The sequence below is a fragment of the Pseudomonas sp. ZS1P83 genome, from assembly GCF_054897825.1.
In genome coordinates this window covers 2,782,546-2,801,773 of sequence record NZ_CM142706.1, presented here as the reverse complement: position 1 = coordinate 2,801,773, position 19,228 = coordinate 2,782,546, and the positions used below count along the sequence as shown (strand labels likewise).

Below are 19,228 nucleotides of genomic sequence, written 5' to 3'. Positions count from 1 at the left end.
GCGCACTCAGTGAGGGGCGAAATCGTATTTCCCACCTTTCTTCAGTGCGGCTTGATAGGCAGGGCGAGCCTGAAAGCGATTAATCCAGGCCGCTATATGAGGATAGTTGCCGAGCTTGCCTTGGGCTCTGGCGATCTCGCCGATAAAACTCATCTGGATGTCGGCGGCGCTGAATTCATCGCCCAGCAAGTAATCGGACTGGCTCAGAGCCGTGTCGAGGTAGCCCAAGTAGTTGGCCACCTCAGAATTGATCCGCGGATGCAATGGCGTGCCGGCTTCACCCAGACGCCCCACGTACAGGTTCAACATCAGCGGCAACATGGCCGAACCTTCGGCGAAATGCAGCCACTGCACGTATTCGTCGTAGGCGGAGGTGGACGGATCGGGTTGCAGGCGACCGTCGCCATGACGGCGAATCAGGTAGTCGATGATCGCGGAGGACTCGATCAGCTTCTGCGCGCCGTCCTCGACGACCGGTGATTTACCCAGGGCATTGATCGCTTTCAGTTCCGGCGGTGCCAGGTTGGTCGACGGGTCGCGTTGATAGCGTTTCAGCTCGTAAGGGATGGCCAGTTCTTCCAGCAACCAGAGAATGCGCTGGGAACGGGAGTTGTTCAGGTGATGCACGATAATCATGGTCGATGCCTTATCAGAAAATGGGGTTGCCGCTGGGCTTGAAGAACACTAGACCCTTTTAGCTCGCTTGAAGTGCCCTCATGCCTTGCTCGCCGGTTTTGCCGCGCGTTTAGTGCCCGTCGAAGGCTTGCGTTTGGCCGGCTTGCGTTTGTTTTTCCACGGCGTGGCACCGCGCCCGGCGGGACTTGCCGGTCCGCTGATGGTCAGGCTCAGGCCGGCGCAACGGGCGACCTGTTTGCTCATCCACGCGGCCTGCTTGGTGACGAATTCTTCCAGGCTCATCTCGCCGCTCTGCACCATGTCCAGCGCCTGCTCCCAAATCGCCGTGGTCCCCGGGTCGGCGATGGCACGCGGCACGGCATCGATCAGGCTGAAAGCGGCCGGGGTGGCGGCCAGGGCCTTGCCGTTCTTGATCAGATAACCACGGTCGAGCAGGCCCTGGATGATCGAGGCACGGGTCGCTTCAGTGCCGATGCCGGTAGTGTCCTTGAGTTTCTGCTTGAGTAGTGGGTCTTCCACCAGTTTGGCGACGTTCTTCATCGCCTTGATCAGATCGCCTTCGGTGAACGGTTTGGGCGGTTGCGTCCAGAGGTCCTTGAGCTTCACGTCGGCCACCGCGCAGTCACGCCCTTCGGCCAATGCCGGGAGTGTTTGCGGCGCCGGTGCTTCGCGGCCCTTGGTCGGGGCGAGGGCCTCGGGCAGGGCGCGCTTCCAGCCGGGCTCGACGATCTGCTTGCCTACAGCACGCAAGGCTTCACCGGCGCAGTCGAAGTCGGCCTGGGTCCGGTCGTATTCATGGTTGGGCAGAAACTGCGCCAGATAACGCGCGCGGATCAGGGTGTAGACCGCCCGCTGCTTACCCGCCAGTCGCTCGAGGTTTTTCGCCGCAGCGGTGGGGATGATGCCGTGGTGAGCGCTGACCTTGGCATCGTTCCAGGCCCGTGAGCGTCGCTGAGGCTCCAGGAAATCGTTCAAGGCGTTCAGTGCCGGATCCGCTTGCCTCAGCGCAGCAAGAATGCCCGGTGCTTCGCTGTGCTGACTCACGGGCAGATAACCGCAGTCGCTGCGCGGATAGGTGATGACTTTGTGGGTTTCGTACAGGGCCTGGGCGATGTCGAGGGTTTCCTGAGCGCCGAGCCCGAGCTTCTTCGAGCAGACTTCCTGCAAGGTGCCAAGATCGAATGGCAGGGGGGCTACTTCGCGCATCCGCTCGGTGCGCAGTTTGATGACCCGGGCACTCGCCGCGCTGCCGATCGCCGCCGCTGCTTGCTGCGCCAATGCCTGATTCAGGCAGCGATCCTGATCGTCGCAAACCTCGGAGGCCGCGCGCCACTGGGCGGTGAACGCGGTGCCGTCGTGCAGCAGTTGCACATCGATGGCCCAATAGGCGACCGGCACGAAATCGGCGATGCTGCGGTCGCGATCCACCACCAGGCGCAGGGTTGGCGTTTGCACCCGACCGACCGGCAATACGCCCTGATAACCGGACTGACGCCCCAACAGCGTGAACAGCCGACTCATGTTCATCCCGATCAGCCAGTCGGCCCGCGAGCGCCCAAGTGCCGAATGATAAAGACTAAAGGTCTCGGCCCCCGGCTTCAGGGCTGCCAACGCCTTGCGGATCGATGCATCGTCCAGTGCCGACAGCCATAGTCGCTGGATCGGCCCGCGATAACGGCAATGCTCCACCAGTTCCCGGGCAATCATCTCGCCCTCACGGTCGGCGTCGGTGGCAATCACCAGTTCGGTGGCCTCGCCGAGCAGCCGTTTGACCGCTTTGTACTGGCTGGCCGTGCGCGGTTTGACGGTCATCTTCCACTTCTCTGGAATGATCGGCAGATCCGCCAGCACCCAGCGCTTGTAACGCGCGTCATAGGCGTCCGGCGGCGCGGTTTCCAGCAGATGGCCGATGCACCAGGTCACCGTGACGTCCGTTCCCAGCCAGCAGCCGTCGCCCCGACGCCTGGCGCCGAGGACGGCCGCAATGTCTTTGGCCTGGGAAGGTTTTTCACAGAGGTACAGCCGCATAACCACCATCGCTCATCAACAGTCGAGAGGTGCACAGAATGGCGGCTGATGAGCAATGGGGCAATCTTTATCTGTATGGATGTACAGTTCGTGCGTTGCGATTCATTGCGCAGGCTCCTCAGTAGTTCAGGTTAACCACGGGTTGGTCCAGCTTCGCGTCGGGTTCTCGTCTGAGAATGGTCAGCAAGGCTGCGGTAATGACGTTCACATCATTGTCGAACCCATCGTGGGAGGTGTCCGCTTTGGTGCCCGCGCCGTAGTTCATTTTCGGATCGTTGAAGATATGCAGGGTTTTCGCGAATGCTTCGGGAAGCCCACGGCCTGTTACGGCAAAACCGGCCGGAATGGTGTTACCCCAGTAAAACTGGTTCCACTGCTCGGTCATGTTTTTGGCGGCAATGTTCCACTCCGCCAGATCGGGATCGCTGAAGTCCTGGAAGTTCTTGTCCAGACTCTTGGCCATGCCCAGCAGTGGCATGCGTTGCAGTTCTTCATAGGCACGAGAGACGAGGTACAGCAGCGACTTGTGGTACACGCCGATGACGTCGTCATCCTGTTCGCGGTTGTCGGACATCATGTAGAGGTGGAAGTCCTTGCGCTTGAGTCCTCCACCTTCGATGACTTTGCGGTAGGTCTGGTTGGCGAAATCGAGGGTGCAGGCCGGGGCCATCAGCGTCGATGTTTCGATGGCCAGGCCTCTGGCCCACAGCAGTTGAATCAAGTGGCCATTGATTAAGGACCCGGCGGAATGACCGATCAGATGAAGCTCGACGTTTTTCTTGCCCATGTCGGCGACCAGTTTTTTCAGGTTCTCCGCCATTTCCACTAGTCCGCGCGGGGTAAAGCCTGCCACTGAGGCGGCAGCGGCGTTCTGCTTCATCTGGCTCCACTGATCGCCGCCGAGTTTTTTGGTGGCCAGTTCCACCGTGCGATCAAAGCCTTCCAGGGCCTTGTCCTTGATGGCCTTCAACACATCGCTGATGCCACCCGCCTCGGGAAACAGACCCGGGAGGGCGTCCTGGACGATGTCGACAAACGTCTCCAGCGCCCCGGTGCGCCAGGTGACAAACAGTGGATAGACGCCGTTTTCAAGAAAGTAGGGCGCCATCGCACAAATTCGATTGATGGAGTCCTGCTCGGAATTGAGCCCGCCGTGGGCAATGATGGCGATGCGCAGCACGGCGGGTTTGTTTGCCGCCGGCAGCTTGTCGTACCAAGCACGAGGCGTCTCATAGACGATTCGCTTGACGCCCGCGCGGACGTTTTTGACGTCGGTGAGTCGGGGGCCGATGCTGCCGTTGTTTTCCATCACGACGGTCAGTCCATACGCCTGATCCATGGTCAACAGGGCAAGCCCTTTGCGATCGGTATCGCGGGCACCGGCGGTGAACAGCGAGAAACCTTCGCGCTTGGCGCTGGAGCTCGACAGCGCGTTACGAAACGCTGATTGAACATCGGCCCGGGAGCGTGAAGGGCGCGCGTTGTGCGATAACGCGCCGTGTTCGATCGGCACACCGAGGGCGACGGTCCAGGCGTCGGTGCCGTTGGCCAGCCAGTCCTCGAATGTCAGGATGGCGAAGCCCGAGTATCCCCAGGCGGTTGACCAGGAATTCTGCACGATGAACCCCTGGCGGGTGTACCCGATCAAGGCAAAGGCGTGGCCGCCCTGGCGGGTTGTCGGCCATTTGATAACGGGCAGCTGAGACATGCTCTGAAAGACCGCCGGCGGACGTTTTTTGCCTTTGGGCTGCAGCAGTGCCCAACCCTGATGCACATTGGCGCAAACGTACAGCGCGCCCGCTTCGTACAGGGCCGCCATCATGGCGGTGATGTCGTCTTTCTCGACGCGGTAGTAAACCCCCAGCGGCCGGGTCACGGCGTCCATGGCCCAATCCTCGGCGGGTGCTTCAAACGCCGGAACCGATCCGTCGGACTTGACGGTATAGGGCCACAATTCCTCTGCGCAGACACCGTGCTTATGCCATCCCTTCAGTGCGCCGCGACAACTGGAACCGGTGTAGTCCTCTCCTGGCCATTCGTCATAGAGTTTGGCCAGGTGATAAAGCTGACGCGGGCTCGTCTTGATGGAGGCCCGGTCCCGCAGCCACAACAGATAGTTGACCACCGCCGCCAGCCCGAACCCTGTGCACGCGCCTTCGTTGCCCTGGTAGAGAATCATGCCTTTGCCCAGGTACGCCGAGAGCTCGGTGGCAATGTCTTTGTCTGCGGGCCAGGAGGGCGGAAGTGACTGGACGCGTGGGGTGAATATCCGATCACGCAGATCCAGGCGATCGGGACGGGCATCCAGGGTGATGATTTTCTGGTCGAGGGAAAACTGTGTGGCGGGCATGTGGGGACCCTCACGTTTCTGAGACTCGACCCCCACGTCACGACTGCTTGACTGCGCAGCAGGGGTGTCAACGGTGCTATTGATCGTAGACGATGTTTCGCTCCATTTGAGCCGTTGGTCTGTTCATCATCGATGTGCCCGTTGGACCAGCGGTTGAGACCTTTGCCGACAATTCGCAGGACGCTGGTTTCACGGGCCCGAGGGGGCTTGTCGGAACGCCGCACCGCCCCGTTCGGCTGCGAAGCAGTCGGGGTTGCGAAATCTGGGTTATACCTGACAGTTCGCAGTCTCAGATTTTGGGGCCGCTGCGCAGCCCAACGGGAGCAAGCTCCCTCGCCACAGGAGAGTGGGCTCCCGATAATCCAGGAGAATCCGATGAAAAGCTCCGGTCCTAGTCCTGTCATCACCATCGCAGAGCAGCCGGGCTGCCTGCTTGTAAAGTTTCACGGTATTCAGGTGGCCGCGTCCGCACGGGCGCTGGTGTTGCTCGAGGCCAACTATCCTCCGGTGTATTACGTACCCCGGGAGGACATCGATGAAAAGTACTTTGCCCGCACCGATCACACGAGTTATTGCCCCTACAAGGGCGATGCCAGCTATTTCAGCCTGCAAATCCCGGGACATGAAGGCGCTAATGCGGTGTGGAGTTATGAAGACCCAAAACTGTCGGTAGAACAGATTCGGGGCTACATGGCGTTTTATCCCGATCAAGTGATTTTTGAGGTTCTCAAAGACGTCGAGTGATGGCCGCGTTTCAGACATCTACGAAAACGCCGCGCATTGGCGCGGCGTTTTAAGTCAGGCATTCAGTTCATCGGACAGCATCCACCAGCGTGGATTCATCAATCTGACTAATCGAGGTCACCCCGGTCAAGGTCATGGCGACGCGCATTTCCTTGGCGAAGATATCCAGCATATTCTCCACTCCGCGTTGACCATCGGCGGCCAGTGCATAGGCCATGGAACGCCCCAGCAATACGCCTTTTGCTCCCAGCGCCAACATCCGTACGACATCAAGCCCCGAGCGGATTCCCGAGTCGACCAGCACCGTCAGATCATTACCGATGGCTTGCATGATGGGCGGCAATGCCTTGGTGGTGGAAAGCACGCCATCCAGCTGTCTCCCACCGTGGTTCGACACGACAATGCCATCCGCGCCAAAGCTGACCGCGTCCCTGGCGTCCTGAGGATCGAGAATGCCTTTGATGATCATCGGGCCTTTCCAGAAATCACGAATCCACTCCAGATCGCTCCAACTGATCGAAGGGTCGAAGTTATTGGCCAACCAGCCCATGTAGTCTTCGAGTGTCACGGCTTTGCCAAGGTACTTCGAGATATTGCCCAGGTCGTGTGGACGCCCCATGACACCGACGTTGAATGCCCAGTCGGGTTTGGTCATGGCCTGAAGCATTCGCCGCGATGATGCAAAAGGACCTGACATGCCCGAGTGTGCGTCCCTGTAGCGGGCGCCGGGCGTGGGCATGTCCACGGTAAACACCAGGTTCTGCACCCCTGCGGCCTTCGCACGTTCCAGTGCATTTTTCATGAAGCCCCGGTCTTTCAACACATACAGTTGAAACCAGATGGGTTGTCGGGTTTGAGCCGAGACCTCTTCGATCGAGCACACCGATACCGTTGATAGGCAGAGTGGGATGCCTTTATTTTCCGCCGCTTTGACAGCCTGCACTTCACCACGACGGGCGAACATGCCCGTCAGTCCTACCGGGGCCAATATGATCGGCATTGAAAGTCGTTGGTCGAAGAGGGTGGTTTCCAGGCTCAAGGTTTCGACGTTTTTCAGAATGCGCTGACGAAGGCTGATGCCAGTCAGATCAGCGCTATTGGCCCTCAGCGTATGCTCTGCATAAGCCCCGCCATCAATGTAATCAAACAAAAAACGCGGGAGTTTTTGGCGTGCTGCCTCGCGATAGTCAGATGCGGATGAAATGATCATGATGCCTCGGTCGGGTGAGTGGCGGGGCGGTGGTTGCGTCGAGCGTCGGGTCAGATTAACGAAAACGACCTGCATTGCGGTAATGCTGTTCACTTAAGAAAAGTTTGGGATGAGATGGGGTACATATCCATTTCTGCGGTGGCGGCTGCTGGCGGTTTCGCTTTTACAGCGAGTCACTTGGAAAAGCCCCAAGTAACCAAGGGCTCTTGCCCCTTTCGTTCGGTGCCTCGCTAAGGCTCGGCATGCCCGCGCTCCGGTCCTGCTCCGTGGGCCCGCCGCCATCGGCCATCCATGGCCGGGGGCGGCTAACCCGGCATCCATGCCGGGTTGCCCACTGCGCAGAACCTGCGCTCGGCCTCTCGATGGGGCGTGCACTGCAAATGCCGAAGCGAGGCGGCCTACCGGCCGGCCTGGCTTCAAGTGAACGCATTTCCCTGTAGGAGCTGTCGAGCGAAGCGAGGCTGCGATCTTTTGATCTTGCTGTTGCTGTTGCTGTTGCTGTTGCTGTTGCTGTTGCTGTTGCTGTTGCTGTTGCTGTTGCTGTTGCTGTTGCTTTGGCTTTTGATCTGCCCCGTCGGAAGGCCGAGTGGAGGTTCTGCGCAGTGGGCAACCCGGCATGGATGCCGGGTTAGCCGCCCCCGGCCATGGATGGCCGATGGCGGCGGGCCCACGGAGCAGGACCGGAGCGAGGGCATGTCGAGCCTAGGCGAGGCACCGTACGTCAGGGGCAAAAGCGTTTGGTTACTTGGGGCTTTTCCAAGTGACCCGCTGTAAAAGCGGAACCCTAAGCCGCCGTTACCGCAGCAACGGATATACACCCAATCGCTCGACCACCAAAACGTCAGTTGGTATCCAGGTCCACGTTCTTGGTCTCACGCAAACAGATCATCCCGACCACCAGGCTCACCCCGGTAATCACCACCGGGTACCACAACCCGTAGAAGATGTCCCCGGTGTACACCACCAAGGCAAACGACACCGTCGGCAGGAAACCACCGAACCAGCCATTACCAATGTGGTACGGCAGGGACATCGAGGTGTAGCGGATGCGGGTCGGGAACAGTTCGACCATCAACGCTGCCAACGGGCCGTAGCACATGGCGGAGATGATGATCAGCGCGACGATCAGCGCCACGATCATCGGTTTGTTGATCTGCTGCATGTCGGCTCGTGACGGATACCCAGCCAGGGTCACGGCGCCACGCAGGGCCGCTTCATCGTAGCCATCGAGTTTCACTTCACCGACGCTCACCTGCACACCGCTGCCGGCAGGTAGAGCCTCGCTCTTGTAAGGAAGGCCCTGTTTCACCAGGAAGGTTTTGACCTTGTCGCAAGGGCTATCAAATTTCGCCTTGCCCACCGGGTCGAACTGGAAGGTGCAGGTGGCCGGGTCTGCCAGTACGGTGATCGGTGCCTGACGGCTGGCCTGGTCGATGGCTGGGTTGGCGTAGTGGGCGATGGACTTGAAGATCGGGAAGTACAGCGCGGTGGCTAGTAACAGGCCGATCATCAGCACCGGTTTGCGCCCAACCTTGTCCGACAGCCAGCCGAAGAAAATAAAGAACGGTGCGCCGATGATCACGCTGACGATCAGCAGACTGTTGGCCAGTGCCGGGTCCATTTTCAGAAACTGGGTGAGGAAGAACAGCACGTAGAACTGCGCCGCGTAGAAGGTCACGGCTTGCCCGGCGTTGATGCTGAACAGGGCGATCAGTACGACTTTAAGGTTTTCCCATTTGCCGAAGGAATCGCGCAGTGGCGACTTGCAGAGCTTGCCTTCCTCTTTCATTTTCACGAACGCAGGCGACTCGTGCAGGCTCATGCGAATCCAGGTTGAGATGCCCAGCAGAATGATCGAAAACAGAAACGGAATCCGCCAGCCCCAGACTTCGAACTGGTCACCGGTGAAGTAGCGGCAACCGAGCACCACCAGCAGTGACAGCAGCAAACCGAGGGTCGCGGTGGACTGAATCCAGCTGGTGTGGAAACCGCGTTTACCCATCGGCGCATGTTCGGCCACGTAAGTGGCAGCGCCGCCGTATTCACCGCCCAGGGCCAGGCCCTGAAGCATGCGCAGCACCACGAGGATGATCGGCGCGGCGATGCCGATGCTCGCGTAGGTCGGTAGCAACCCGACGCAGAACGTCGCCAGCCCCATGAGGATGATGGTGGCGAGGAAGGTGTATTTACGCCCGATCATGTCCCCCAGCCGTCCGAACACCAGCGCGCCGAACGGTCGCACGATGAAGCCGGCGGCGAACGCCATCAGCGCAAAGATGAATGCCGTGGTGTCGTTGACCCCGGCGAAAAACTGTTTGCTGATCACCGCCGCGAGTGCGCCGTAGAGGAAAAAGTCGTACCACTCGAAGACTGTCCCAAGCGACGACGCGAAGATAACTTTCTGGGTCTCGCGGCTGGTGCCCGCGCTGCGCACGGCTTCCAGAGGCTGAACATGTTCTGACATATCGGTATCCCTCACAGTGATTGTTTTTTTTGTTCCACTGTCGGCGCCGGGCTTATGGACTGGCGCCGCTATTCCTTTGCTCAAGAGACTGCGGTCAGTGCTTTTTCGTCGGGTGCAAAACTCCTTGTGGGTGTGTCCAGGATCAGTTGCGCGGCTTTTTCGGCAATCATCAGCGTAGGCGAACACGTGTTGCCCGAGGTGATGCGCGGCATGATCGAAGCGTCGGCGATGCGCAGGCCGGGGATGCCGTGGACGCGCAACTCGGCGTCGACCACGGCGTCCGCGTCGTTGCCCATGCGGCAGGTGCCGACGGGATGGAAAATCGTGGTGCCGATACGGGCGGCGGCTTCGTGCAATTCTGCTTCACTCTGCAAGCTGTCGCCGGGCAAGTATTCGACCGGTTTGAAGGCTTGCAGGGCCGGCGCGGCGACGATGCGGCGGGTCAGGCGAATGGCATCCGCTGCCACCCGCAAGTCCTCCGGATGGCTCAAGTAATTGGGCTGAATCAGCGGTGCTTCCTGCGGATCGGTGGAGCGAATCTCTATGCGACCACGGCTTTGCGGGCGCAGATCGCACACCGACGCTGTGAACGCGGGGAAGGTATGCAATGGCTCGCCGAAACGCTCCAGCGACAGTGGCTGCACGTGGTACTCGAGATTCGCTGACGTCTGCTCCGGTCCTGATCGAGCGAAGGCGCCGAGTTGACTGGGCGCCATGGACAACGGGCCGCTGCGGTCATACAGGTAACGCAGGCCCATGCCCATTTTGCCCCACAGGCTGCCGGCAATTTGATTCAGCGTGCGGGCGTTTTCCAGTTTGTAGATCAGGCGCAGTTGCAGGTGATCCTGCAGGTTGCCACCTACGCCGGGCAGTGCATGGGCAACGCCGATCCCCAGTCGTTGCAGCAGCGGGCGAGGGCCGATCCCGGAACGTTGCAGGATGCTCGGTGAACCGACGGAGCCGGCGCACAGCACGATCTCTTTACGCGCCTTGAAGGTTTTCGCCTGACCCTGCCAACGCGCGCTGACCGCAGACGCACGGCCGTTTTCCAGCAGAACGCGATCGACTTCGACGTCGGTCAGCACGGTGAGATTGGGGCGATTGCGGATCGGTTTGAGAAACGCCTTGGCCGCGTTCCAGCGAATACCGGCTTTCTGATTGACCTGAAAGTAGCCGCAGCCTTCATTGTCGCCCTGGTTGAAGTCATCGACGCTGGCGATGCCGCTTTGCTCGGCAGCGCTGCGGAAGGCATCCAGAATTGGCCACGACAGACGCTGGCGTTCGATCCGCCATTCCCCGGCGGCGCCGTGAAATTCCGAGTCGCCGGCAAAGTGGTTTTCGCTTTTTTTGAACAACGGCAGCACGTCGTTCCAGCTCCAGCCAGGATTGCCTTGGGCGGCCCAGCCGTCGTAGTCGCCCGCTTGTCCGCGCATGTAGATCATGCCGTTGATCGATGAACAGCCGCCGAGCACCTTGCCACGCGGATAACTCAGGGACCGACCTTGAAGGCCGGGTTGTGCTTCGGTCTTGAAGCACCAGTCGGTGCGCGGGTTGCCGATGCAGAACAGGTAACCCACGGGAATGTGAATCCATGCATAGTTATCGCGGCCGCCGGCTTCAAGCAGCAACACGCGATGTTGCGGGTTGGCCGACAATCGATTGGCCAGCAAACAACCGGCCGGCCCGGCCCCGACCACGATGTAGTCGTATTCATCCAGAGAAGTCTGCATGCGTGACCTTATGTTGTTGTTCTTGTTGTCGGTCATCCTAGTTGTTAGCTTTCGTCAAAAGAATGTTAGTTTTTGCGCAGCCGCTGTGCGTTTTTAAACACCTCGCTTCAAGGACGACTCATGTTTGACTGGAATGACTTGCGGTTTTTTCTCGAGTTGCAGCGTAGCGGGCGTCTGCTGACCGCTGCGCGCCGTTTGAACACCACCCACGCCACCGTGGCCCGGCACATCGAGGCGATTGAAAAGAGCCTTGGCACGGCGTTGTTCGTCCAGCATGCCCAGGGCTATGAGCTCACCCCGGCCGGCGAAGCGCTGCTCAAACACGCCGAAGCCATGGAAAACGTCGCGCTGCTTGCTCAAGAGGAAATCACCCAATCCACCGCGCCACTGGGCAAGATTCGCGTCGGGGCGACGGAAGGCCTGGGCATCATGTTCCTCGCCAGCCGCATGAACGGCCTGTTCGAGCGCTATCCCGGGCTGGAAGTGGAACTGGTGGCGGTGCCGCGGTTTGTCAGCATCCTCAACCGCGAAGCCGAGATCAGCATCCACCTGGAGCGCCCGGCCGCCGACATGCTGGTCACCCGCAAACTGACTGACTATCGCCTGGCGCTGTATGCCAGTCAGGAATATCTGGACCGTTCGCCACCGCTGCGCAGCCGCGAGGACCTCGGTCGCCACGCCTGGATCGGCTACGTCGATGACTTGCTGTTCAGCCAGGAACTGATGTTCCTCAATAGCTTCTGTCGCAACCCGCAAGTGGTCTTCCACAGCACCAGCGTCATCGCCCAGCAACAGGCTGCGCGCTCAGGCCTGGGCATCGCCGTGTTGCCGTGCTACATGGCCAGTGCCGATCCCGGCCTGGTGCCGTTGATGCCGGATGAGAGCATTCAGCGCAGCTACTGGATCAGCACGCGGCGTGAGTTGCACAAATCCGTGCGGTTGCGCGTGTTGTGGGATTACGTGGTGGAGTTGTGTGAGCGCGAGCAGGGGTTACTGCTCGGCCCCAATCCCCTGTAGGAGCAAAGCTTGCTCGCGATGAACGAAGACGTGGTGTGCCAGACCTGACGCCATCGCGAGCAAGCTTTGCTCCTACAGGGGGTCGTGTTTCAAGGGAGAATGTTGAATGAGGTGCTCGCCAGGCGCTCCCCATTCACCAGAATGTGCACGGCGTGTTTGCCTGTGTAATGCCGGCGGGTGGTGAGCTCCTTGATGTGCTGACCCCGGGCAATGGTCTCGGTCGCCTTGCCGGGAAGGGTCAGCGCCTTGAGCTTGAACACCTTCGCCGACGTGCTGCCGTTGGCTTTGACGTAATCGATGGCGTAGTCGATCACCAATCGCTGACTGTCCTCGACCCTGGATTTGACGCCAAAGGACAGGGTGATTTTTTCACCCAGGCGAATCACCGCTGGTTCCACCTTCACATCGATGATCTCGACCTCAGGCTTGCCGCCCGCGCCAATGATCGTCAACGCTCGCCGGTTGCCCTGTTTGATCAGGCTGCGCAGAGCGTGTTTGGCGATCCACGCCGTGTGTTTGTTGTCCAGCGACCAACGTTCGATCAGGTCCAGCACCCATTCAGGATGGTCCTTGGTAATGTCGTTGAGGTGGTTGGCCACGGACTTGCGCACGTAGAGGCTGTCGTCGGCCTTGAGGTTGTCCAGGATCTCGGCGGCCAGTGTCGGGTCAGCTTGCACGTGTTCCAGTCGAAACGACCATGGCAGGCGCGGCCGGCTACCTTCGCTGGCCAGACGCCGGACGTGTTCGTTTTCGTCCAGCGACCAATCGTGCATGACCGCCAGTGAACGTTCGATGTTGCTGCGCAGGAAATAGCGGATCGCAAACTCCGATGAGCCGAAGGTGGTGAAGTATTTCAGCGCTTCCATCGATTGCTCGAATGCATGTCCGCCATACGTCGCGACGTAATGCGGCAACGAGATGCTGACGAAGCCGCTGTTCAGGCGCGGAGCGAGGGCGCGCAGCACCTCAAGCGTTTCTTCATAACTCAACGGCAGTACCGCGTGCAGGCACTCGCTGACCCGGGCCATGCGCTGCATGATCGATAATTGCGCAAGCCCGTCGTTGGCCATTTTCAGGAAGGCCTTGGCGTTGAATCCGGGGTAGACCTCGGTCATCTCGGTGGCGATGTGTTTGAGGCGATCGGCGTTGAAGATTTCTTTTAGGGCAGGGGCGGGTTGGTCAGCCATGGTGAGTTCCTTATGTCAGTTAACGATCAGTTACGCCTTGCCTGATTCTTCTTCCAACTGATCCGCCTCAAACAACCGTGCCAGTTCCGTCCGGGCTTCCTGCGCCGTCTGCAAGACCTTCGCCGCATCGTCATAAATCGCATGCTGGGCTTCCAGCACCTGCTCGTCGTGATGCTTGAAACGCTTGATCCGCGCATCCGCCTGAGCCTGGGTCAGGCCCAACCCAACCAACGTGCGCCGGCTCATTTCCAGGCTCGAATAATAGGTTTCCCGAATGGCCTCGGCGCCAAGGTCCACCAGCCGATGCACATGCTGACGGTTACGGGCCCGGGCGATGATTTTGAGGTGCGGATAGAGTTTGTGCACCAGTTCGGCGGTTTTGATGTTGGTGTCCGGGTCGTCGGTGGCAATCACGAAATACTCGGCTTGCTCGACCTTGGCCGCACTGAGGATCTCCGGGCGCATCGGGTCGCCATAGAACACCGGTACGCCGCCGAAGCTGCGCGACAGTTCGATGGTTTCCACCGAAGTATCGAGGGCGACGAACTTGATGTTTTGCGCGCGCAAAATCCGCGCAATGATCTGCCCCATACGGCCCATGCCGGCGATCACCACGCGCGGCGTGTCGGTATCGATCTCGCGGAATTTCTCCGGCACCACCACGGGTTGAACCTTGGGGCTGACCAGTCGCGCGCACAACAGCAATAGCAGCGGCGTCACCGCCATGGACAACGTGATTGTCAGCACCAGCAAGTCGTACAGGTGCGGCTCGAACAGTCCTCGGTCGCGGCCAATCTTGAATACAACAAAGGCAAACTCACCACCGGCGGCCAGCACGATGCCGAGGCGAATGGCACTGACCTTGCCCAGGCCACCCGCCAGCCGACCGACGACAAACAGCAGCGGCAATTTGATTGCGATCAGCAACAGGGTCAGGCCCAGCACCGTGATCGGCGCGCTCAGTAGCAGACTCAGATTGGCGCCCATGCCGACACTGATGAAAAACAGCCCCAGCAGCAATCCCTTGAATGGCTCGATTTGCGCTTCCAGTTCGTGGCGGTATTCGGAGTCCGCCAGCAGCAACCCGGCGAGGAACGCCCCCAACGCCATGGACACGCCGACCAGGTCCATCAACCACGCCGTGCCGATCACCACCAGCAACGCGGTGGCGGTGGAGACTTCCGGCAAACCGGTCTTGGCCACCACCCGGAACACCGGTCGCAGCAGATACCGCCCACCGATCACCACCACCGCGATGCTGCCCAGCACGCGCAAACCGTGATTGAGATCTTCGGCAGTGCTGGTGGTGTGATCGCCGCCCGCCAGCAACGGCACCATCGCGATCAACGGGATGGCGGCGATGTCCTGGAACAACAGAATCGCGAATGCCAACCGCCCGTGAGGGCTGGTCAGTTCCTTGCGTTCGGCCAGACTTTGCAACCCGAACGCGGTGGACGACAGTGCCAGGCCCAAGCCCAACACGATCGCGCTGTTCAGCGGCTGGCCAAACACGAACAACGCCAGCACACCTATCACCGACCCCGTCAGCAGCACCTGCGCCAGACCTACGCCAAACACCGATTTGCGCATCACCCACAAACGTCGCGGCGACAATTCAAGACCAATGATGAATAGCAGCAACACCACCCCGAGTTCGGAAATGTGGCTGACGCTTTGCGGATTGCCAATCAAGCCCAGCACCGATGGCCCGATGATCACCCCTGCAAACAGATAACCCAGCACCGCCCCCAGTTGCAGGCGCTTGGCCAAGGGAACGGTGAGCACCGCCGCGAACAGAAACACGACAGCGGCTTGCAACAGGTTGCCTTCATGTGGCATGGCGAAACTCCAGGAACTCGGTGCGGCGGGGCGTTAAGGATAAAGGCTTGAGAAGCGTGCGTCAGCCAATGCAATCGCAATCATTGCAGCAATAAGGAATGAATCAGCGCCAGCGCAGTCGGATTTCAGGTACCACGACATCAATGGAGGTTCACCGATGAACAGCAAGACCCTTATCGCCAGCCTCGCCCTTGTCGCAGGCATTGCCGGTATCAGCCCAATCGTTCAAGCGGCTGACCCACCGCAAAAAACCGTCCAGCCCGGGGTTAACAATTCCCGCCAACTGGTGGTCGGCGACCGCGCCCCCGACGTTTACCAGCGCAGCGAAAAAGCCCTGGTCAACTGGAAGCAGAAAGGCCTGAAAGCGCCAAAGGCTCAGGCGCAGTGGGTGCAGATCAATGACAAGTACATGATGGTGATGATCACCAACGGGACGATTGTGGATATCACGCCGGTGGAGCGTTAGGCCGCCGAAAGGCTATTCGCTGTGAGCGCGCACCGGGCTTTCAGTGCCCAACCGATACTGATTATTCCCACTGCGCTTCGCCTCATACATCGCCAGATCCGCAATGTGAATCAACCGGTCCATGCTCGGCGCATGGTCCGGGAACACCGCGACCCCCAGGCTGGTGCCGATGTGTCGCTGATCATTACCGATGGTCACCGGTGGTGACAGTTCGACGAAGATTTTCTGGCAAATGCTGCGGGCTTCGTCTTGCAGGTTGTTGCCCTGGGACAGACCTTGAAGGATGACCACAAATTCGTCGCCACCGATCCGGGCGACGGTATCGGTTGAACGCAGGAGTCGCTTGAGTCGGGTGGCGGTGGTGATCAGTACCCGGTCGCCCGCTGCATGACCGTAATGGTCGTTGATTGCCTTGAAACCATTGAGGTCGACAAACACCAGCGCAACCCTCGTGGCGCTGATGCGGGCCTGTTCCAGCGCTTCGGACAGGCGTTCTTCGAGCACCAGGCGATTGGGCAGACCGGTCAGCGGATCGAAGTGCGCCAAGTGTTGCAGGTAGCTGGCGGAGGCTTTCTCCTCGGTAATATCGCGTACCACGCCCATCATCTTGATCGTTGCATCGTGGTCGTTCTTGACCACATTGCCGGTTTCCCGAAGCCAGCGGAGGGTGCCGTCGGGCCAGACGACCCGGTACTCCTCGTCATGGTTTTCGCCGGTTTCCAGGCAGCGCAACTCCCCGGCCCGGACCTTGGCCCGATCGTCAGGGTGAACACATGAGCAAAACAGCGCGTAGGAGGGCGTTACTTCGTCGATCTTGAAGCCGAACATGCCGTAGATCGCGTCCGACCAATAGAGCTGGTCGGTGTCGACGTCCCAGTCCCAGGTACCGATGCGAGCGAAGTATTGGCTACGTTTGAAGCGTTCGGCGTCGCCGTCCCGCCGGATATTTTGTCCGTCAGTCAGGCTGGTGATCAGCACGCGATACTCGGCCAGCTGCTTTTGCAGCGAGCGCTCGCGACAGATTAACGCGATCATCAGGGCAAGCATCACTGAGCCGATGGTTGCGCTGGTCCAGACCTCATTCATTCAGGAATTGCCATCATTGGGTATTGAACCGTGCGGGTAGGTGTTGCTTATCTTAGTTCACGGTCACCGCAGGAAACAGGTTTCAACCCCTCGCCTGGCGATCGGAGTGGTTGCCAATCGGCTGCAAATCTGGGAAAACGGCGCCCACAAAGCCTTCTGGGCAAACGAACGCGCGAGTGCATGCAATGAGTGACGAACTTCAAGTAATCGACCTCCAACCGGGCGACGGCAAAGCCGCCGTCAAAGGCGCGCTGATTACCACGCAGTACCGTGGCTGGCTGGAAGACGGCACCGAGTTCGATTCTTCCTACAGCCGTGGCAAGCCTTTTCAGTGCGTGATCGGTACTGGAAGGGTGATCAAGGGTTGGGATCAAGGGATTATGGGCATGCAGGTCGGCGGCAAGCGCAAGCTGTTGGTGCCTGCGCATTTGGCTTATGGCGAGCGGACGATGGCGGCTATTCCCCCCCATTCGAATTTGATTTTTGAGATTGAATTGCTGGAAGTGCTGACGCGCGATGATTGACTACTGTCTTGGGTTTGAAAGTCAAAAGATCGCAGCGTGCAATCTTTTGATGGTAAGCGGGCAGGCATCACACCTTGGCTTGCGAAATACGCACAGACGATCACGGCCCGGGCAGTCCCTGCACAACCGGTTCGATTAACCGCATCAGCCCTTTGGCCAACGGGATAACCAAACCGCTGACGTTAGTCGTCTTCGTATCATCACCTGCACAGACGACGGGTCAGATCATTCAGAAGCCATCGGCCTGCTTTCCCTAAAGAGCGATTTTGCATGTGCGCTGCGTAGATCGGAAGTGTGTCTGGTGTGCGCTGAAGTTCGGCGGTTAACTCAAGCGGTAGGAGGCGTCCTGAAGCCAGATGATCCGCAATCAGATGCTCTGGCATTCGGCACCAACCGAACCCGGCGAGCAAAAAATCCAGCCGCCGTGCCAAATCTACAAACCGCCACTGGTGACTGCCCGTCACCCCATAGCTAGGGCCGTCGGGAGAAACCGGATCGGAAAGTACCAGTTGCACATAAGGCTTGAGGTCTGCACTTGTTGCCCGACGGCCTAACATAGCCAGGGGATGCCCGCTGGCTACTACTGGCCTCAAGTCGACGCTGAGCAGCGGCAGTGCGGTGACATCGTCGGGCACTGTCGGAATCAATGTGCAAAGCGCCAGTGCCGCATCGCCGTTGCGCAATCGACGCTCTGCGCCGCCTAAGCCTTCTGTAGAAAAACTCACTGCCAGATGCGGAAAAGCCTCACGGATAGCGCGCAGGCTTTCGATGAGCGGTGCGCTCGGGACTAAAGGGTCTATGGCGAGAGCCAACTCCGGTTCAACCCCTGCTGCCGTACTTGCGGCCATTGCTTCAAACTGGGCAGCGCTTGCCAGCACTGCGCGCGCTTGAACCACTAGCACTCTACCTACCTCAGTGAGCGTTGGACGATGGCCGCTCCGATCAAACAGCCTCACACCTTGAACTGACTCAAGTGTGGCAATCGACTGGCTAATGGCAGATTGAGCACGCCGCAGGTGACGTCCCGTTGCCGAGAAACTGCCTGTATCAGCAATGGATACAAGGATCCGCAACTGATCCAAGCTTAGATTTCCGATCATGACCCATCACTTAAACAGATGGACTCAATCATATTTACATCACTCCTGCATAGAGATCGCATTGGGTAGAGTGTGTCGCACATCGCCTAAAGCGACAACGCAAAACATACCGCCGCGTCACCGCGCAGGAGTTACTTTCATGTCCAGGCTTCTCACCATTGAAACCAGCTCACGTGGGGATGCTTCAATCTCCCGGCAGCTCACTCGCCAATTTGTGTCCGCGTGGGAAGCTGCACACCCTAGGGGCGCCATCAAAATACGGGATCTAACGGACACTCCGCTTACGTTCGTGACGGCCCCCTGGTTACAGGCTTACTTCACCCCAGAAACCCAACATTCGCCTGAAATGAAAGCCGTGTTGCAGTTATCCGATGAGCTTGCGGCCGAGTTGCTGGAAACCGATCACGTGGTTATTTCAACGCCGGTCTACAACTATAACGTCCCTGCGGCGCTCAAGGCGTGGGTGGATCACGTGGTACGTAAAGGCCTGACCTTGGGCTTTGATGGTAAAGGGTTGGTGACCGGTAAAAAGGCAACGGTGCTGCTCGCCTCGGGAGGTGTATACACCAACGACTCCCCGATTAGAGACCGTGACATTGCGACCCAATATTTGAAACTGATCCTGAACGTCCTGGGTATCACTGATGTCACCTTTATTGCGGCCGGCGGCGCTAAAGCTGTAGATCTCGGAGAAATCAGCATGCACGATTTTCTAGATACATTTGATCATCAAATTCAAAAGTCGCTGGTTTAAACAGCATTTCTCCTAGCCCATACGATTCTGGTATGCCTGTTTTGCGAGCCATGAGCGTCCTTGTTTCATCTTCTGAAAACGATGCGGACGCTA

The 19,228-nt window shown here is 59.2% G+C and carries 16 protein-coding genes; 6 read left to right on the top strand and 10 right to left on the bottom strand.

Annotated features, from left to right (window positions below):
• Nucleotides 1–6 precede the first annotated feature (6 nt).
• The 3 genes from ACYZT0_RS13280 to ACYZT0_RS13270 all read right to left on the bottom strand — a co-directional run bounded on the left by ACYZT0_RS13280 (nucleotide 7) and on the right by ACYZT0_RS13270 (nucleotide 5,014).
• Nucleotides 7–636 carry a glutathione S-transferase family protein gene (locus ACYZT0_RS13280; RefSeq protein ID WP_462046221.1) on the bottom strand — a complete coding sequence of 210 codons (630 nt, stop codon included), beginning with the start codon at nucleotides 634–636 and terminating at the stop codon, nucleotides 7–9.
• 78 nt (nucleotides 637–714) lie between these two features.
• Entirely contained in the window at nucleotides 715–2,664 is a 1,950-nt protein-coding gene (locus tag ACYZT0_RS13275) for a DNA topoisomerase III (RefSeq protein WP_462046220.1), read from the bottom strand.
• Nucleotides 2,665–2,782: 118 nt separating this feature from the next.
• Nucleotides 2,783–5,014 carry a C1 family peptidase gene (locus ACYZT0_RS13270; protein ID WP_462046219.1) on the bottom strand — a complete coding sequence of 744 codons (2,232 nt, stop codon included), beginning with the start codon at nucleotides 5,012–5,014 and terminating at the stop codon, nucleotides 2,783–2,785.
• Between the two features lie 375 nt (nucleotides 5,015–5,389).
• Between ACYZT0_RS13270 and ACYZT0_RS13265 the strand changes: the two genes are divergently transcribed.
• On the top strand, nucleotides 5,390–5,758 hold the full coding sequence (locus ACYZT0_RS13265) for a DUF427 domain-containing protein (RefSeq protein WP_462046218.1): 369 nt from the start codon (nucleotides 5,390–5,392) through the stop codon (nucleotides 5,756–5,758).
• 67 nt (nucleotides 5,759–5,825) lie between these two features.
• On the opposite strand, the gene lldD is transcribed toward ACYZT0_RS13265, so the two are convergent.
• Nucleotides 5,826–6,968: an FMN-dependent L-lactate dehydrogenase LldD gene (lldD, locus tag ACYZT0_RS13260; RefSeq protein ID WP_462046217.1), complete on the bottom strand. Its 1,143-nt coding sequence runs from the start codon at nucleotides 6,966–6,968 to the stop codon at nucleotides 5,826–5,828.
• A gap of 471 nt (nucleotides 6,969–7,439) precedes the next feature.
• On the opposite strand from lldD, the gene ACYZT0_RS13255 reads away from it, so the two are divergent.
• Nucleotides 7,440–7,742, top strand: coding sequence for a hypothetical protein (locus tag ACYZT0_RS13255; protein WP_462046216.1), 303 nt, complete (start codon nucleotides 7,440–7,442; stop codon nucleotides 7,740–7,742).
• 67 nt (nucleotides 7,743–7,809) lie between these two features.
• On the opposite strand, the gene ACYZT0_RS13250 is transcribed toward ACYZT0_RS13255, so the two are convergent.
• Both ACYZT0_RS13250 and ACYZT0_RS13245 read right to left on the bottom strand, forming a co-directional pair.
• Nucleotides 7,810–9,432: an MFS transporter gene (locus ACYZT0_RS13250; RefSeq protein WP_462046215.1), complete on the bottom strand. Its 1,623-nt coding sequence runs from the start codon at nucleotides 9,430–9,432 to the stop codon at nucleotides 7,810–7,812.
• A gap of 80 nt (nucleotides 9,433–9,512) precedes the next feature.
• A complete protein-coding gene (locus ACYZT0_RS13245) occupies nucleotides 9,513–11,162 on the bottom strand; it encodes a GMC family oxidoreductase (RefSeq protein ID WP_462046214.1) in 1,650 nt (549 codons plus the stop codon).
• Between the two features lie 120 nt (nucleotides 11,163–11,282).
• Here ACYZT0_RS13245 and ACYZT0_RS13240 point away from each other — a divergent pair, with 120 nt between their 5' ends.
• Nucleotides 11,283–12,179 (top strand): LysR family transcriptional regulator, encoded by an 897-nt coding sequence (locus tag ACYZT0_RS13240; RefSeq protein ID WP_462046213.1) that lies wholly within the window; start codon nucleotides 11,283–11,285, stop codon nucleotides 12,177–12,179.
• 89 nt (nucleotides 12,180–12,268) lie between these two features.
• Here ACYZT0_RS13240 and ACYZT0_RS13235 read toward each other — a convergent pair whose 3' ends face one another.
• Nucleotides 12,269–13,366 carry a DNA alkylation repair protein gene (locus ACYZT0_RS13235; RefSeq protein ID WP_462046212.1) on the bottom strand — a complete coding sequence of 366 codons (1,098 nt, stop codon included), beginning with the start codon at nucleotides 13,364–13,366 and terminating at the stop codon, nucleotides 12,269–12,271.
• A 30-nt stretch (nucleotides 13,367–13,396) separates the two neighbouring features.
• Nucleotides 13,397–15,205 carry a monovalent cation:proton antiporter-2 (CPA2) family protein gene (locus ACYZT0_RS13230; RefSeq protein ID WP_462046211.1) on the bottom strand — a complete coding sequence of 603 codons (1,809 nt, stop codon included), beginning with the start codon at nucleotides 15,203–15,205 and terminating at the stop codon, nucleotides 13,397–13,399.
• Nucleotides 15,206–15,362: 157 nt separating this feature from the next.
• Between ACYZT0_RS13230 and ACYZT0_RS13225 the strand changes: the two genes are divergently transcribed.
• Nucleotides 15,363–15,671 carry an RcnB family protein gene (locus ACYZT0_RS13225; RefSeq protein WP_462046210.1) on the top strand — a complete coding sequence of 103 codons (309 nt, stop codon included), beginning with the start codon at nucleotides 15,363–15,365 and terminating at the stop codon, nucleotides 15,669–15,671.
• A gap of 12 nt (nucleotides 15,672–15,683) precedes the next feature.
• On the opposite strand, the gene ACYZT0_RS13220 is transcribed toward ACYZT0_RS13225, so the two are convergent.
• The gene (locus tag ACYZT0_RS13220) at nucleotides 15,684–16,757 is read right to left on the bottom strand and encodes a diguanylate cyclase domain-containing protein (protein WP_462046209.1); all 1,074 of its coding nucleotides are present in this window, start codon (nucleotides 16,755–16,757) and stop codon (nucleotides 15,684–15,686) included.
• A 185-nt stretch (nucleotides 16,758–16,942) separates the two neighbouring features.
• Between ACYZT0_RS13220 and ACYZT0_RS13215 the strand changes: the two genes are divergently transcribed.
• Nucleotides 16,943–17,281: an FKBP-type peptidyl-prolyl cis-trans isomerase gene (locus ACYZT0_RS13215; RefSeq protein WP_462046208.1), complete on the top strand. Its 339-nt coding sequence runs from the start codon at nucleotides 16,943–16,945 to the stop codon at nucleotides 17,279–17,281.
• Between the two features lie 200 nt (nucleotides 17,282–17,481).
• Here the strand turns inward: ACYZT0_RS13215 and ACYZT0_RS13210 are convergent, their stop codons facing one another.
• On the bottom strand, nucleotides 17,482–18,381 hold the full coding sequence (locus tag ACYZT0_RS13210) for a LysR family transcriptional regulator (RefSeq protein ID WP_462046207.1): 900 nt from the start codon (nucleotides 18,379–18,381) through the stop codon (nucleotides 17,482–17,484).
• A 139-nt stretch (nucleotides 18,382–18,520) separates the two neighbouring features.
• Here ACYZT0_RS13210 and ACYZT0_RS13205 point away from each other — a divergent pair, with 139 nt between their 5' ends.
• Nucleotides 18,521–19,135 carry an FMN-dependent NADH-azoreductase gene (locus tag ACYZT0_RS13205; RefSeq protein WP_462046206.1) on the top strand — a complete coding sequence of 205 codons (615 nt, stop codon included), beginning with the start codon at nucleotides 18,521–18,523 and terminating at the stop codon, nucleotides 19,133–19,135.
• Nucleotides 19,136–19,228 lie beyond the last annotated feature (93 nt).